Source organism: Alcaligenes sp. RM2, from assembly GCF_052931795.1.
Genome location: NZ_JBRFIO010000002.1, coordinates 886,007 through 901,785, shown reverse-complemented (window position 1 = coordinate 901,785; position 15,779 = coordinate 886,007). Strand labels below are relative to the sequence as shown.

The following is a 15,779-nucleotide window of genomic DNA, read 5'->3' as shown; positions in this document are numbered from 1 at the left end:
CCGGAGCACACTCATGACTTCTCTACACTCGTTTTGCCCGCAGACCAACGAAACCATGTGGCGTCAGTCCTGGGAACGCTGTCAGACGATGGAGTCGGAGTTAAGCGCGGAGCCCAGAGACATGAGCCAAGGTGCGCTGCGACAGTTGCTGGAACAACAGCATCACCTGTTGCATCACTCCTCGGCGGCGGTACAGGATCTGGCGGCGCTGGTGCACCCGCATCGCAGTCTGGTTTTATTGTGCGACGCACAAGGCACGGTGTTGCAACAGGCGGGGGACCCGCACTTTCTGCAGCGGGCCGAACAGGTTGCCTTGCGTGCGGGTGTGAGTTGGGCGGAGAACCATCGCGGCACCAATGCTATTGGCACAGCTCTGGTCTGCGCACAGCCCATCAAGATTCACGGCAGCCAGCACTATTTGCCTGACAACCGGATTCTTAGCTGCCACGCCGCCCCCATTTACGACCCTTACGGCCAGATTATTGGAGTGCTGGATATCTCCGGGCCTTCAGAACTGGAACATCACTACGCGCTGGATTTGGCACAACTGTACGCCCGCCAGATCAGCCGCCAGATGCTGGAGTCACTGTGCACGCCATCGCGCCGTCTGCTGCATCTGCATACAGACCCCAGCCTGCTCAACAGTGCTTTTAGTGGGCGACTGATTCTGGAGGATGACACCATTGTGGCGGCCGATGAGTTGGCCGCCCGCATGTTGCGCCAGGACTGGCAGGAGCTACCCGGCCAGGACTTAAGTTCGGTACTGGAACAGGCGAAAAGCACGAGTCGACCTGTAACGCTCCACCTGAGCACAGCGGCTAAAACTCCGGCTCCAGCCCGCGCGGTACAGGCTCGGACCGAGACAGCAGAAGCAACACAACTACTGTCCCCTCAACAGGAAAAGGCGCTGGAACCGGCGTTGCGAGCCATGCAAATGGGCCTGTCCATCTTGCTCAGCGGCCCCAGCGGCTCGGGCAAAGAGCGTATGGCGCGTGAGCTGCATCGCCGTCACAAGTCGCAGTCCGGTCCTTTTGTGGCGATTAACTGCGCCGCCCTGCCCGAAACCCTGATCGAAGCCGAGTTGTTCGGGTATGAGGCCGGTGCGTTTACGGGTGCGCGCCGTCAGGGCTATGCAGGCAAATTGCGTCAGGCCCATGGCGGAGTGCTGTTTCTGGATGAAATTGGCGATATGCCAGTGGGTTTGCAAAGCCGTCTGCTACGGGTTCTGCAAGAGCGCGAGGTGCAGGCACTAGGTTCGGAACGCACACACAGGCTGGACTTCCAGCTGATCAGCGCCAGCCATCAACCGCTGGAAAAGCTGGTGCGTGATGGCCGCTTCCGTGCCGACCTGTACTTCCGGCTTCAAGACTATATCTGCACAGTCCCTAGCCTTAGAGAGCGCAACGATCTGGGCGACTATATTTCCAAAGAACTGGCTATTCTGGCACAAGGCCAGGCTGCTCCACAGCTACATCCCGAAGCACTGCAAATACTGCAAGACTACGACTGGCCGGGCAATTACCGCCAGTTGCGATCAGTGCTGCTGCAAATCATTGTGCAAGATTCTCCGGGACGGCTCTGGTTGGCCCAGGACCTGCCTGCCTTGCCGTGCTTGAATGCAGAACACCCGGTGCTGGTCCAAGAGCCTGCCATCCCGGAGATTCGGAACACTCTGGAAACCTGCCCCCTTACCGCCCCCAAGCCACAGACCCTGAAGGAACAGGAATACGCTGCCGTGCAGCAGGCTATGAAACAGCATCAGGGAAATATTTCACAAGCGGCGCGCGCCTTGGGACTGCATCGCAGCACCTTGCACCGCAGGCTGAAAGAGATGTCCCAGTTATTTACTGCAGGCGGTCATCATCCAGAAAGTCCGGAATCGGCATGGCAATAATGCCGTCGTCGGCCAGTTCCTGATACTCCTGCACCGTGGCCTGACCACGGATTGCGCGCGGCTCAATGTCGCCCTCGTGCATGCGCCGTGCTTCCTGGGCAAACTGGGTGCCCACATCGTCTGACTTGCGTATCACCGAACGCAGCTCTTGTAAAAGCTGACCTTGAATCGCCCGCATTTGCGCTTCAGTAGGCATGGTTGAAGGCAAGGGAGGCGGAGCCGGAGCACTGGCAGGAGCGCCAAGGCTTTCCTGTGCACCTACGTTGATACGTGGAGCCGAAAGTTTGCGTTTGACCTCGTGGCTGTCGCAGACGGGGCAACACAAAAGCCCGCGACTGATCTGCTCATCGTAACTTTCGCGTGAGCTAAACCAACCCTCGAACACATGGCCGTGTTCGCATTCAAGATCAAAAACCTTCAGACTCATAATGTGTTTATCAATGGGCGGACAGACCGCCGTATTGTGACATAGAAGTGCCGGACCGATCAGGGCAAGTCCGGCATTTGGCGCGGCTTAACGGGGAACAGCGGCCAGCAGACGCTGCGTCAAATCTTCCTGCGGATGGAACAGAACGTGCTGTGCGCTGCCCTGCTCCACGATGCGTCCCTTGGCCATGATAGCAATTCGATCGGCCAGATACTCCACAACCCCGAAATTATGGGTAATGAACAAATAAGCCAGACCCAGTTCCATTTGTAACTCACGCATCAAATCCAGAATTTGCGCTTGTACGGACACGTCCAGGGCCGAGGTGGGTTCATCGCAAATCAGAACGGCGGGCTCTACCGCCAAGGCACGGGCAATAGCGATGCGCTGACGTTGCCCGCCGGAAAACTCATGTGCGTAACGATCCAGGGCGTTCTTGGGTAGACCGACTTGGTCCACTAAAGTTTCAATTCGTTTACGACGCGCCTTGGTGTCCAGCTCGGGACGCAGCGCGGTCAGGCCTTCCAGGAGAATATCCCCCACCATCATGCGCGGATCCAGCGACCCATAGGGATCCTGAAAAATGATCTGCAAACGTGAGCGCAGTTGCCGCAAGGCCTTGCCTTTCACTTGCAAGACGTTCTGCCCCTGCATCTGCACCTGCCCGCTGATCTGAGCCTGATGATCCAGCAAGCGCATCAAAGTACGTGCGACCGTGCTTTTACCGCAGCCCGACTCACCGACCAAAGCCAGGGTTTCGCCCTTGTACAGTTGCAGGCTCAAGTCTTTGACCACGGGAATGACAGGCAGGCGTCGCCACCAGGAGCCAGCCTGCTTATAGGAAACAGACAAGCCCTGAATATCCAGCACCAGCTCTTTGCCGCTATTGCGCGGGGGGACTGCTTCAATAGGCGCAGGGGCACGGGACAAGGGACGCCCACGTTTCTCAAAAGTGGGAATGGCATTGAGCAATTCACGAGCATAAGGATGGCTAGGGCGTAAAAAGAACTGGCTTGCCAGCCCGGCTTCCACTATTTGTCCGTGCCGCATCAAGGCCACATAATCGGCATACTGTTTGACCAGCAGCAAATCGTGCGTAATCAGCAAGATAGCCAGGCCCATCTCTTTCTGTATATCGGCCAACAACTGCAGAATCTGCGCCTGAACCGTTACATCCAGCGCGGTGGTTGGCTCGTCAGCCACCAGCAAATCAGGTTCCGCCGCCAAGGCAATGGCAATCATGATGCGTTGCTTCTGGCCGCCGGAGAACTGGAATGGAAAGTCGTCGTAACGCTGTGCGGCACCGGGGATGCCGACTCGCTCCAGCCATTTGATGGCCCTTGCCCTTTCATGCCCCGCAGGAGCCACACCATGACGACGAATCACCTCGCTGATCTGCCGGCCAATGGACATGACCGGATTCAGGCTGGTGGACGGCTCCTGAAAAATCACGCTGATGCGTTTACCGCGCACATCCTGCATTTGCTGTTCAGGCAAAGGTGGCAGTTCCAACCCGTCCAAGGCAATTTGACCGGACTGCATCCAGGCCGCTTCAGGCAAGAGGCGCAGGATCGCCATGGCCGTCATGCTTTTGCCGCAGCCGGACTCCCCCACCAGGGCAAAGGTTTCACCGCGCTGCACGGCCAAAGACAGATTACGCACCACACTTTGTACACCGGCATCGGACTGCACACGCAGTTCCAGACCCTCGATACTCAGCACGGCAGGCGTTGCAGCGGGCTTCACGGCGGAGACATTTTCAAGCTCGCTCATACCTTGGCTCCTCCTGGACGACGTACTCGCAAAGCCTTGAAGCGACGAGTACGAGGGTCAAACGCCGTTTGCACCGCATCGGCAAAAATGTTCGCAGACAGTACCAAACCCAGCATCATCACAAAAGCCCCGGCCAGGCCCCACCAGATGATCGGGTCGCGGGACAGCTCGCTACGGGCCGCATCAATCATGCGCCCAAAGGATGGCATGCTGGGGTCCACACCAATACCCAGATAAGACAGCACAGCTTCGTACAGCACCAGGCCGGAGAACTCCAGAATCAGGGTGATCAGCACAATGTGCATGACATTAGGCAGCAAGTGACGAAACATGATGCGCAGATGACCGACACCAAAGGCTTGGGCTGCCTGAACGTAGTCCAGCTCGCGCAGCTTCAACACCTCGGCCCGCAGCAGGCGGCACAGGCCCGCCCAGCCGGTTAACCCCAGAATCAGGCACAGCATGAACAAGCGCAGATCTGCGCGAGCGGCCACGGTGTCGAAGCTGTCGGGATGGGTGTCGATATAGACCTGCATCATCAACACGCAAGCGGCGATCAGCAGCACGCCAGGGATGGAAGTCAGCGTGGTGTAAATGTATTGAATGACATCATCCACCCAGCCCCGGAAGTATCCAGCGGCCAAGCCCAGAATGATGGCAGGTGGCAGCATGGCAAAGGTGGTCAAGGTGCCAATCACCAAAGCCGTGCGCACGCTTTTCAAGGCTTGCCAGATGATGTCGTTACCCGTGCGATCCGTGCCCAGCACGTAGTAATTCGCGCTCAGGCTCAGCACCAGGCATAGCAGTATCACCAGCACGCAGGCACTGAACCAGACCAATCGCCAATTCACCAAACCCTGCCCTTGCCACCAATAACGCCAGGCCGCGCCCCAACCCGGCTCCATGGATTGCTTGCGCCCCCAAAGCGTCAGCAGAACAGCCAGTAGCACGCTGCCCAGCACACCCCAGGCCAAACCTTTGGCGCCTAGCTGCAAAATATCGTATCTATGCGCGGCAGGCGTATCCATACCCACCCCGGCATTGACCAGACGCGGAAAGTCCCGCACGGGCTTGCCATCTATCAGCATGCTTTCTTTGGTCAGTTGAAAGCGGGCCAAGGGAGCAGAATAGGTTTTTTCCACCTCGGCCAGCCCGGCTTTCTTCAGAATATCGTCCAGCGCAGAGCGGGCGACGGGGGCATAGCTGGCTGTGCTGGCTTCCTGCCCAGGGGCTGCCGGCAATAAAGGCCGGTAGTGAATGGAGTCCAGTAAACCGATCAGCAGGAAAAAGACCAGAAAAACAGCAGCGCACATGGCCGAGGGCGTACGTGCCACACTGGCCCAGGCCGAGCGCAAGGCAGGCCGCTTGACGACGCGCCAGGTGTAGAGCGCCATGGCCAGAAACAGTGCCAGCACAAAGGTATCGGTCCAGAGAAAGACGAACTGTGGCATGGCGGGCTCAACTAAAACGAATGCGGGGGTCAACCAGGGTGTAGGAGATATCGGCCAGAATCAAACCGGCGATATAAAGCATCGATCCTAAAAACACCATGGCACGCACAATGGAGAAGTCCTGGGCATTGATGGCATCAATGGTGAAGCTGCCCAGACCCGGAATACCAAAAAAAGACTCCGAAATCAGGCTGCCCATGAACAGCAGGGGCAAAGCCGATACGGTACCCGTCAGAATGGGCAAGAGCGCATTGGGCAAGACATGGCGGAACAAAACGGTAGATTCCGCCAGCCCCTTGGAGCGCGCCGTACGCACATAATCACGGCTGGCCTCTTCCAGAAACAGGCTGCGATAAAAGCGCGATTCCGCCCCGATACGCGACAAAATCCCCACCAGCACCGGCAAGACCAGAAAGCGCCAGTTATCCATCCCTTCTACCCAGCCCGAAAACGGCACCCAGCGCAGCACCCGTGCAAACAGCCATTGCCCGGCAATGATGTAGAACAGGCCCGAAATGGACATCAACACGACGCACAGCACAACGGCGGAAAAATCCAGTCGGGTTCCCCGAAAGAACACCATCAGCAAGGCAAAACTGATACACACCCATAAGCCTAAAAAGAAGGTGGGCAAGGCCAGCGCCAAACTGGGCCCCATGCGTTGCTTGATCTGATAGGCAATATCCTGCCCCTGGTCGGACAAGCCAAAATCCAGGCGCAACAAAGGAACCGAGCGCTCGTAGAAAATCGTGTCGGTAAAGGTTTTGGAGCCTTCCGCTTGCGCGTTATAAAACAACGGCTTGTTATAACCGCGCTCTGCCTTCCAGTTTTCAATGGCCGTCTGACTGACGCGCTGTCCGCCAATGGACAAACGGGCCATATCGTCAGGCGTGTTCACGGCAAAGAACAACACAAAGGTCAGCAGATTGACCCCAATCAGAATCAGCACGCCATACAGAATGCGCCGCAGCATATAGGAAAACATCAGTCTTTCTCCTTGCGCAGAGCCACATGGCGACGACGCGCCTGAGCCTGCGAGCGCACCACCCACACCAGAATCAAGGCCAGCAAGCCCAGCGGAATGGCGGGCCACCAGACGGGGCGGTTCCAGCGATCAATGCGCTCCACACGCTGTTCGGGGTCGATACGGTAATACTGGATGCTGTCGCGCACCATCATGGACGGCTTGGCATTGCGCACCCAGCTTTGGTAGGCACCACCCGCATTGGGCACATAGCCAAACATCCAGGGGGCATCATGCTGGACCAGATGGATCATCTGCTGCACCACCGCCTGCTTGTCCGGGCCGTCGTTCAGAAAGCGCATTTGCTCGTACAGGCGATCAAACTCCGCGCTTTGGTAATTGGCGGCGTTCTCACCACCAAAATCCTTCTTGGCCTGGGGGCCATAAAGCAAGGTGAAGAAGTTTTCGGCATCCGGGTAGTCGGCTACCCAGCCCCACAGAAAGAGCTGTGCCGCGCCCCGCTTCATCTTGTCCTGAAAGCGGTTGTAATCGGTAGCGCGCACTTCCAGCTGCAAGCCTACCTGGGCCAGCTGACGGCGCATCCAGTCCACCGTGGCATCCGAGCCCATACCCATCATGGAGTCGTAATACAGAATCAAGGGCTTGCCGGTACGGCTGTCCCGTCCATCGGGATAGCCCGCCTGTCGCAGCAAATCACGCGCTTCGTCCAGACTGCGGCGTTTCACCACGCCGTTGTCCTTGGTGTAGACGTAGGGGTTGGCACCCTGGGGCAGCGGCTGATAGCCCGGCACGCCAGGCGGCAGAGGACTATGCGCGGCCTCCCCTTGGTCATTCATGAAAATGGAAACGTACTGCTCCCAGTCGAACACAATGCTGATGGCCAGGCGCAGCTTGCGGTTTTTCTCGAACTGCTCGGGCGTATCGCCCTGGCCGACCACCGGGTCGTGCCAGTTAAAGCCCATATAAAACAATTGCGCTTCAGGTGCCGTGCGCAATTGCAGGCCGCGCTCCTGATACAGATTGGCTTTGTCGACCGAGTCCTGCGCGGCTACTGTCATGGCGACACCGTACTCACCCCGCTCCACCTGCGGAATGTCGTAATAGCCCTGCAGGAACTTGCCCATCAAGGGGACGCCCTCTTTTTCCAGAGAGAACACCACTTTATCCAGGAAAGGCATGGGTTTGCCGCAATCTTCCAGTAAACCAGCAGCCTGGTCGCCGGGCTCGCCCACACAAGGGTATGGCTCCCCCCGATAATTGGGGTTACGGCTCAGAACGTGACGGCGATTGGTCAGGGATTCTGTCAGCATGAATGGGCCTGTGCCCACGGGCCAGCTATCCAGTGTCAGATTGTGCTGCGCCATGCGCGGCTGGCTATAAAAGCGCTCGGCCTCCCAGGCCATGGGCGCGGTAAAGGTCATGGCCAGCCAGTACTTGAACTGTGGGTACTTGCCATTCACCTCGATGCGCAAGGTGTGTTTATCCAGCGCTCGCACACCTGGCAAGGTGTAGGGCCGCAAATCCAGCCATTGTGGACGCGGCTCCTGCTTGTCGATACGGGCCAGCTCTTCACTGAACTCCTTGAAGCCCCGGATGTGCTCGGCCATCACACCCAGCACAGGAGAGGCCAAGCGCGGGCTGGCCAAACGCTTGAAGGCGTAAACGTAATCGTGAGCCGTCAGCTCGCGCGAGCCGGTATGGGCGAAGTCGGCAATGCTGAAAGCATCGTTCAGGTCCGGCGCCCGCATGGGGTAATAGCGGTACTCGCCCTGTTCATCCAAGGCAAAGGCCGGATGCGGCTGAAAGCGAATGCCTTGCTTGATGGGAATATCGTAACGGCTGACTGCCACCTGTTCGCCCGGCACATCAGCAGGCAAACGATTACCCTGCTCATCAAGGTATACAGGCTCTACCAGCTCGGCCGCCGCCTTGGGAATCAGGCGGTAGGGACGGTCCAGATAGTGATAGCCGTACAGCGGCTCATAAATCGAATACGTAAACGGTGTCTCGTCACCGGAGTAGGACAAGGCCGGGTCCAGGTGATTGGGGGAGCGGGTCGTGAACGCGCTGTAGAGCGTGTTTTCTGCTGCGCTGCCTTCCTGATAAGGGCTGTTAACGGGTTTGGAGCAAGCTGCCAATCCGACGCACAACAGAGCCAGCCCCATCCGCCGCAAAGGGCTTAGCATTGCCCTTGCTGCCAGCAGTCATAACGCCATTTCCATGGCGGGACAGGACTGGGCTCTGACCAGATGCCTACACCGGCTTCCTTGGCTTCGCGCTCCAGCTGATCAATACGAGGGTCGCGCAGGAAGCGGCCGCGTTTTTCACGATTGGCCATGGCCATTCCAGCCCGTACCAGTTTCTGGTTGGCGGTTTCGCCATCGGCCAAAGGCACATCGCATACAGCGCGACCGTGGCGGTCGCGCTCATAGCAAGACAGGGTCAAATGTTTACCGGAAACCAAATCCGACAGGAAGCGCCGCGAGGCCACCGCAAAGGGCTGGCCGGGACGACGGCTGTCTTTGGTGGTTTCGGGGGCATCAATACTGGCCAGACGCACGCGCACCTGCCTGTTATTGCTGGGCAAAATCGTCAGCGTATCGCCGTCGGCCACCCGCACCACCCGCCCTGTCAGCTCGAAGTCTTGAGCCTGAACAGGCAAGGCCCAGACAGCCATCACAGCCGTCAAGCCAGCACAAATGGCTGTGCGCCGCGTCAAAGAAGAAAAGCCGGACAGGGAAAACACAGTCATGATGCGGACAACACTCCAGGCGGGTAGCAGAAACTAGGCTAACAAATTATAGATACTGCGCACCGCCTGTCCAGAGCAATGTCCCTAGTAGGCAAGACTGCGTCAAGACGCCTGCAGGCGGGGCCAGATGCGATGCAAATACCAGGAAGCCTGCTCCACACCTTCCAGCCCGAATACGGTAGCCGGACCTTGTTGCAGACGATGGGTCGCGAACAGATCCGCGACGGCATCGGGAGCCACCTGGCGCATCAGGCAGGCTTGGTACAGCAGGGCCAGTTTCTGCGTCCAGACACGGCCTCCCGCCTGGGAAACCGTGCTCAACAAATCCTGTGCAACCTGACCCAGTTCCGCATCATCTCCCGTACGGGCACGCAAGTCTGCCTGCAAGGCCTCCAGGACACCTTCCTGACTCAAGGCGCGCTGCACATCCAGGCACATCACATTGCCTGAACCTTCCCAAATAGAATTGACAGGAGCTTCACGCAGCAAGCGTGGCATGGGGCCATCCTCGATATAACCGTTGCCGCCCCAGGTTTCCATGGCTTCGGCACACAGGGCGATGGCCCGACGACATACCCAGAACTTGGCAGCCGGGGCCAGCACGCGTAGCACCGCCTGCGCCACGGGATCATCAGCCCGCTCCTGCAAGTCCACCAGGAACAGGGCCAGATGGGTGGCCGCTTCACTTTCCAGGCTCATATCCAGCAATACCGCCTGCATCAAGGGCTGATCGATCAACTGTTTGCCAAAGCAGCGTCGATGCTGACAGTAATGCAGGGACTGCACCAGGGCCTGCCGCATCAGGGCGGCACTGCCCAGCACGCAATCAATACGGGTACGGGCCGCCATTCCGGCCAGCAGAGCAATACCGCGACCGGCTTGGCCCACGCGCCAGGCCAGTGCACCATCAAAATCAATTTCGGCACTGGCGTTGGAGCGGTTGCCCAATTTGTCTTTCAGCCTGCGTATATACCGGCGATTCAAGCCATATTCGGTATAGCGCGGCATCAGGAAACAAGAAAACTGCTCGTGCTCACGCGCCAGTACCAGATGCCCGTCCGCCTGCGGCACGGAGAAAAACCATTTGTGCCCGTAAAGACGAAACGCCTGAGCCTGGGGATGCGCTTCAGTGGTGCAGCCGCGCAGATCAGAGCCGCCCTGCATTTCCGTCATGCCCATACCCAGCAGCACGCTGCTTTTTTCTGTCATCAACTGATCAGAAGAATCGTACTGATTGATGTCCAGCTTGGCCGCCCATTCCTGAAACGGATCAGCCTGCAGTAAGGGCGCAGCGGCGCGCGTCATGGTCAAGGGACACAAGGTGCCCGCCTCAATCTGACCATGCATGTAAAAGCCCATGGCTCGTTGCAGGTGCTGGCCAGGTTCGGACTGATGGGGCCAGATATGCAGGCCCTGCTCCATGCCCAGGCTCATCAATTGATGCCAGGCGGGATGAAAATCCACCTGATCAACTCGTTGCCCTTGGGCAGACCAGCCTCGCCATTGCGGCGGCTGGCGATTAGCCAAGGCACCTTGCTCGCGCCAATGGGCAGAGCCCAGTTTCTGGCCGTAGTCCGCCAGCGCTTGCCGAGCCTCCTGGGAGGCCAGCTTGCTTTGCCAATGTTGTAAAGCCGGATCTTCGCCAAACAGATCGTCATTCATCAAATCCGGCACCTGATTCTGTAACTGCTGTTCCAGACCCATCTCGCCTCCTTGATTCCGGCCGTCTTGCCCCGTCTCTTAATCTAGAGCCATTTGGCCTTTTTGAATTTCCAGTACAAAAATCCGCACACGCTGCCCATCAGGCCCAAGGCCAGGGGGTAGCCCAGCGTCCATTCCAGCTCGGGCATGAATTTGAAGTTCATGCCGTAAATCCCCGCCACCGCGGTCGGCACGGCCAAAATGGCCGCCCAGGCCGCCAGCTTGCGGGTAGTGTCAGTCTGCTGCATCTGCCCTATCATCAAGCCACCTTCAAAGGCGAAGGCCAGGGCTTGCCGCAGGCTGTTAATAAATTCGGAAGTGCGGGCAATGCGGTCTGCCACTTCACCGAAATATGCCCGACTTTCCGCATCCACATACGCCAGCTCGATGCGCGACAAACGACGGCTTAGCTCCGCCAATGGCGTTACCGCGTTATACACGCGCAGCAAATCGCGCCGTAAACGATAAATACGCCGTACATCGTTTTCCTTGAAGCCCCGAATCAGAAATTGCTGTTCAATGGCCTCTACCGCCTTTTCGGTTTGTTCCAGGCAAGTCTGATACTGGTCCACAATCAGATCCAGCAACTCCGAGGCGACAAAATCACTGCCCCGCTCCAGCAAGGCCGGTGTGCTTTCCAGACGGGCACGCAGCTCTAAATAGCTGCTGTTGGAGCCACGCCGCACCGTCAGCAACAAGCCGTGGGCAATCAGAATCTGCGTAGTACCAAAAAGTGGGCGCAGATCTTTCAGGCCCAAGGTTACCGCCACCACAATCAGGCAATTGCTGAACTCCAGCAATTTGGGACGGCGATGAGGGGCTATCAATTCTTCAACGGCATTGTCTGGCAGACCCAGTTGCCCCCCTACTTCGCGCAAGATCGCCTCGCTGGGGTCTTTCAAACCAATCCAGATAAAGCCGTCCTTCAAGGGATCGTGTACAGGCAGGTGATGAATATCCAAAGCCTGTGCTGGCTGGCCAGACTGATAGCGATACGCGGCCACCACAACGTCTTGTGCATCAGGGGCGACCGGAGCTATTTCTTGCATGCTGTCTCCTTGCAGACAAAGCCAATTTTTTTGTTCGATAATAGCACTGGCCTCCCTCCGCGCTGCGACCGCAGCGACTTGCAAGGAACGACATGAAATCACGATCCATTCTGTGCCTGGGCACACTGATTATGGCCTTGGGCGTAGGCCTGGGCGCGTTTGGTGCCCACGCCCTGCGCGCCATGGTTGACGCTTCGGCATTGGCAACCTGGCACACGGCCGTGCTGTATCAATTGCTGCATGGTCTGGGCTTGCTGCTGATTGCCGCGTTGGGCTCGCAATTGAATGCGACCTGGCAGTCGCGCAGCGCAATTCTGATGCTGGCTGGCGTACTGATTTTCAGCGGCAGCCTGTACATTCTGGTGCTTAGCGGCGTGAAATGGCTGGGCGCGATTACCCCTATTGGCGGAGTAGCCATGATTCTGGCCTGGCTCTTTCTGGCCATTGCCGCCCTGCGTGGCAAGGACGCCTGACCCCAGGCCTTTGCCTTCGTATAATGGGGCGCATATTCTGCCTACCAGGAGCGCCCCGTGTCTGATTCCGCCTTTTCCCTACGCGAATTTACCCGCCAACTGCCCAAGGCTGAACTGCACCTTCATATCGAAGGCACGCTGGAACCGGACTTGATCTTCAAGCTGGCCCAGCGCAATCACATTACGCTGCCCTATCCCGATCAGGCCAGCCTGCACGCCGCCTATCAGTTCACCGACTTGCAGTCCTTTCTGGACCTGTACTACGCCGGGGCGGGGGTTCTGATCACCGAGCAGGATTTCTTTGACATGACCTGGGCCTACTTTCTGCGCGCCCAGGCCGATGGCATTGTCCACACGGAAATCATGTTTGACCCGCAGACGCACACGGCACGCGGGATCGCCATGGAAACCGTGTTTGCCGGGATTGCCCGCGCCGCCCGCCAGGCTAGATCCGAGTTGGGGATCAGCAGCTATCTGATCTTGAGCTTCCTGCGCCACCTGAGCGAAGCCGAGGCGTTTGACACCCTGGAAGCCGCCTTGCCCTTGCGCAATCAGTATTCCGACCTGTGGATTGCCATTGGCCTGGACTCCTCGGAAAAGGGCAACCCGCCCGCCAAATTCGAGAAGGTTTATGCCCGTTGCCGAGAGCTGGGTTTCCGACTGGTCGCCCACGCGGGTGAGGAAGGCCCGGCCAGCTATGTACGCGATGCCCTTCAGCTTCTGAAAGTAGAACGCATCGACCATGGCGTGCGCAGCCAGGACGACCCGGCCCTGATGCAGTATTTGGCCGACCACGCCATTTCCTTGACGGTCTGTCCTCTGTCCAACATCAAGCTGAAAGTTTTTGATAGCCTGCACCAGCACAATCTGAAGCATTTGCTGGATCGCGGCCTGAATGTCTGCGTGAACTCGGACGACCCAGCCTATTTTGGCGGCTATCTGCTGGACAACTACCTGCAAACCGCCCAGGCCCTGAATCTGCGGGAGGCCGATTTACGCACTCTGGCAGCCAATAGCTTGCGCTCCTCCTTTTTACCCAAGGAGCAAAAGCAGGCCTGGTTGAACAAGCTGGAGCAGATTCCCGGAAATGACTGAATCCGCGCTGTACCTTCCACGTGCGTTCTTTGCCCGTGATCCGCGTTACGTTGCCCTGGAATTGCTGGGCAAAACCCTGGTTTTGAATGACGAGCGCGGGCAGCGCTGCGCCACCATTGTAGAAACCGAAGCCTATCTGGGTCCCCAGGATCAGGCCGCCCACAGCCGACGCGGTATCACCGAGCGCACGCGACTGATGTTCGGCCCGGCAGGCTACGCCTATGTGTATTTGATCTACGGCCTGCACCACTGCATGAATATCGTCAGCGGTGTTGAAGGCGATGGTACGGCGGTCTTGCTGCGGGCGGCGCAATGGACGCCGCCTGAGGATGGCCCGTCCCTGTCAGGCCCCGGACGCTTGTGCAAAGGGCTGGGTATAGACAAAGCTTATAACGGTGCAGATGCCTGCACCCCTGCCATGCATTGGCTGGACGCCCCCGCCCTGCCGCCGGAGCAAATTCTGATCAGCCCACGCATCGGCGTAGAGTACGCGGGCGCCTGGGCCAAGGCCCCCTTGCGCTACTCGATTGCCCAGCATCCCGAGGTGTCCGTCAAGCCGGGCAAAACCACCACAAAACGCAGTGTCAAAGGCCTTAAACGCCCCGCCTAGAACAGGTATTATTAATCCTTCAAGCTGAATGCTTCCCAGCTGCTTTTAAGGATTTCCCATGCGACTCTCCGTACTACTTAGCGTCCTTCCCGCCGTTTTGCTGGCTGCTTGCACGGCCACGGGCAATAGCGCGCAAACAAGCTCGACTTCTTCGTTCAGCGACTCTTCTGGTGGTCTGTGCAATGCGGACGCCTTGAATCCAGCCGGTCAAACCGCCAGCCAAAGCCAAGTTGAACGTCTGGTCAAACAGGCCGGTGCGGCAAAAGCCCGCGTCCTGGCTCCGGACCGCATGTACACCACGGACTACGATCCCACCCGTTTGAACATCCGCGTGGACGAACAAAACAAAATTACCTCTGTTTACTGCGGCTGATCCCTGATGACTCTTGAGCAAAGCCAACACTTGCTGGACACGCTATTTGCCCCTTGGGTGCAAGCCCTGAAATTGCGTGTAGAAAACATGAATGAAGACGGCGTGGTTCTACGCCTGCCTTTTTCAGATCAATTGACGCACGTGGCCGGTGTGGTCTGCGGTCAGGTGTATATGGCGGCAGCCGATACCGCCATGGTGCTGGCCGTCAGTCAAAGCCTGGGGGAGTTTCGCCCCATGACTACAGTTTCACTGAACACCAGCTTTGTACGCCCGGTTAGCCAGGGGGATGTGCTGGTACACGCCCAAGTGCTGAAGCGTGGCAAAAGCATGGTCTTTGGCGACATCAAGCTGCTGGACGAGCAAGGTCGACTGGCCGCCCACGCCACCACCACCTACGCCCTGCTGCCAGGCTGACGCTCCCCGGGACGGCCACCCGCTTTGCAAGACAGACTCTGACACAAAACAATCCGTCCAGGGGTTTGGCAGAGCGGGCGTGGCACGACTATCATCGTTATAGCAGCTGCGCCCCGGTTTAGCCCTGTGGCCGCTGACCCGTCCGATTCCTTGTTGATCGCTTTTCTGGAGAAGTTCAAATGGCAAAAGTCCTGGTTCTCTATTACTCCGCCTATGGCCACGTAGAAAAAATGGCCCAAGCGGTTGCCGAAGGTGCACAAAGCGCTGGCGCAACGGTGGACATCAAGCGTGTCCCCGAACTGGTCCCGGAAGCCGTGGCCCAGAAAGCGAATTTCAAGCTGGATCAAGCCGCCCCGGTAGCTACTATTGGCGACCTGGAAAACTACGACGCCATCATTGTCGGCACCGGCACCCGTTTCGGGCGCATCAGCTCGCAAATGGCCAGTTTTCTGGATCAGGCCGGTGGCCTGTGGGCGCGCGGCGCACTCAATGGCAAGGTAGGCGGTGCCTTTACCTCTACCGCCACCCAACACGGTGGGCAGGAGCTGACGCTACTGTCCATTATTCATAACCTGATGCACTTTGGCATGATTGTGGTGGGCCTGCCTTACAGCTTTGCAGGCCAGACACTGCTGAACGAAGTCACTGGCGGCAGCCCCTACGGCGCATCCACCATTGCCGGTGGCGACGGTTCACGTCAGCCCAGCCAGAACGAGCTGGACGGCGCCCGCTACCAGGGCCGTCATATCGCTGAAATTGCAATCAAGCTGAAAGGCTAAAAC

The 15,779-nt window shown here is 58.2% G+C and carries 15 protein-coding genes; 7 read left to right on the top strand and 8 right to left on the bottom strand.

The window, feature by feature from the left end; genetic code table 11:
* Positions 1-13: 13 nt before the first annotated feature.
* On the top strand, positions 14-1,894 hold the full coding sequence (locus tag ACU6HM_RS10960; protein ID WP_446763800.1) for a sigma-54-dependent Fis family transcriptional regulator: 1,881 nt from the start codon (positions 14-16) through the stop codon (positions 1,892-1,894).
* Here the strand turns inward: ACU6HM_RS10960 and ACU6HM_RS10955 are convergent.
* From ACU6HM_RS10955 to ACU6HM_RS10920, 8 genes are all read right to left on the bottom strand, one after another.
* Complete coding sequence (locus tag ACU6HM_RS10955; protein ID WP_446763799.1) at positions 1,845-2,321, bottom strand: DUF1178 family protein; 477 nt, start codon at positions 2,319-2,321, stop codon at positions 1,845-1,847. The two genes, ACU6HM_RS10960 and ACU6HM_RS10955, sit on opposite strands and share 50 nt — an antisense overlap.
* A gap of 87 nt (positions 2,322-2,408) precedes the next feature.
* Positions 2,409-4,094, bottom strand: a complete 1,686-nt coding sequence (locus ACU6HM_RS10950) for an ABC transporter ATP-binding protein (protein WP_446763798.1) — start codon at positions 4,092-4,094, stop codon at positions 2,409-2,411.
* Positions 4,091-5,545, bottom strand: a complete 1,455-nt coding sequence (locus tag ACU6HM_RS10945; RefSeq protein WP_336972865.1) for an ABC transporter permease — start codon at positions 5,543-5,545, stop codon at positions 4,091-4,093. Before ACU6HM_RS10945 ends, ACU6HM_RS10950 begins: the two co-directional genes overlap by 4 nt.
* A 7-nt stretch (positions 5,546-5,552) precedes the next feature.
* Positions 5,553-6,530 (bottom strand): ABC transporter permease, encoded by a 978-nt coding sequence (locus ACU6HM_RS10940; protein WP_009457740.1) that lies wholly within the window; start codon positions 6,528-6,530, stop codon positions 5,553-5,555.
* Positions 6,530-8,716, bottom strand: coding sequence for an ABC transporter substrate-binding protein (locus ACU6HM_RS10935; RefSeq protein ID WP_060185705.1), 2,187 nt, complete (start codon positions 8,714-8,716; stop codon positions 6,530-6,532). Before ACU6HM_RS10935 ends, ACU6HM_RS10940 begins: the two co-directional genes overlap by 1 nt.
* The gene (locus tag ACU6HM_RS10930) at positions 8,710-9,282 is read right to left on the bottom strand and encodes a thermonuclease family protein (protein ID WP_446763797.1); all 573 of its coding nucleotides are present in this window, start codon (positions 9,280-9,282) and stop codon (positions 8,710-8,712) included. The genes ACU6HM_RS10935 and ACU6HM_RS10930 overlap by 7 nt, the downstream gene beginning before the upstream one ends.
* 102 nt (positions 9,283-9,384) lie before the next feature.
* The gene (locus ACU6HM_RS10925; protein ID WP_250756843.1) at positions 9,385-10,986 is read right to left on the bottom strand and encodes an acyl-CoA dehydrogenase family protein; all 1,602 of its coding nucleotides are present in this window, start codon (positions 10,984-10,986) and stop codon (positions 9,385-9,387) included.
* Between the two features lie 41 nt (positions 10,987-11,027).
* Positions 11,028-12,032 carry a magnesium and cobalt transport protein CorA gene (locus tag ACU6HM_RS10920; protein ID WP_009457748.1) on the bottom strand — a complete coding sequence of 335 codons (1,005 nt, stop codon included), beginning with the start codon at positions 12,030-12,032 and terminating at the stop codon, positions 11,028-11,030.
* A gap of 92 nt (positions 12,033-12,124) precedes the next feature.
* Between ACU6HM_RS10920 and ACU6HM_RS10915 the strand changes: the two genes are divergently transcribed.
* The 6 genes from ACU6HM_RS10915 to wrbA all read left to right on the top strand — a co-directional run bounded on the left by ACU6HM_RS10915 (position 12,125) and on the right by wrbA (position 15,776).
* The gene (locus tag ACU6HM_RS10915; protein ID WP_009457750.1) at positions 12,125-12,505 is read left to right on the top strand and encodes a DUF423 domain-containing protein; all 381 of its coding nucleotides are present in this window, start codon (positions 12,125-12,127) and stop codon (positions 12,503-12,505) included.
* Positions 12,506-12,562: 57 nt separating this feature from the next.
* The gene (locus ACU6HM_RS10910; protein ID WP_060185702.1) at positions 12,563-13,600 is read left to right on the top strand and encodes an adenosine deaminase; all 1,038 of its coding nucleotides are present in this window, start codon (positions 12,563-12,565) and stop codon (positions 13,598-13,600) included.
* On the top strand, positions 13,593-14,210 hold the full coding sequence (locus ACU6HM_RS10905; protein ID WP_336972858.1) for a DNA-3-methyladenine glycosylase: 618 nt from the start codon (positions 13,593-13,595) through the stop codon (positions 14,208-14,210). The genes ACU6HM_RS10910 and ACU6HM_RS10905 overlap by 8 nt, the downstream gene beginning before the upstream one ends.
* 58 nt (positions 14,211-14,268) lie before the next feature.
* Positions 14,269-14,583, top strand: a complete 315-nt coding sequence (locus ACU6HM_RS10900) for an I78 family peptidase inhibitor (RefSeq protein ID WP_022983535.1) — start codon at positions 14,269-14,271, stop codon at positions 14,581-14,583.
* Positions 14,584-14,589: 6 nt separating this feature from the next.
* Complete coding sequence (locus ACU6HM_RS10895) at positions 14,590-14,997, top strand: PaaI family thioesterase (RefSeq protein WP_035270861.1); 408 nt, start codon at positions 14,590-14,592, stop codon at positions 14,995-14,997.
* A 179-nt stretch (positions 14,998-15,176) separates the two neighbouring features.
* A complete protein-coding gene (gene wrbA / locus ACU6HM_RS10890; RefSeq protein WP_009457766.1) occupies positions 15,177-15,776 on the top strand; it encodes an NAD(P)H:quinone oxidoreductase in 600 nt (199 codons plus the stop codon).
* Positions 15,777-15,779: the final 3 nt, after the last annotated feature.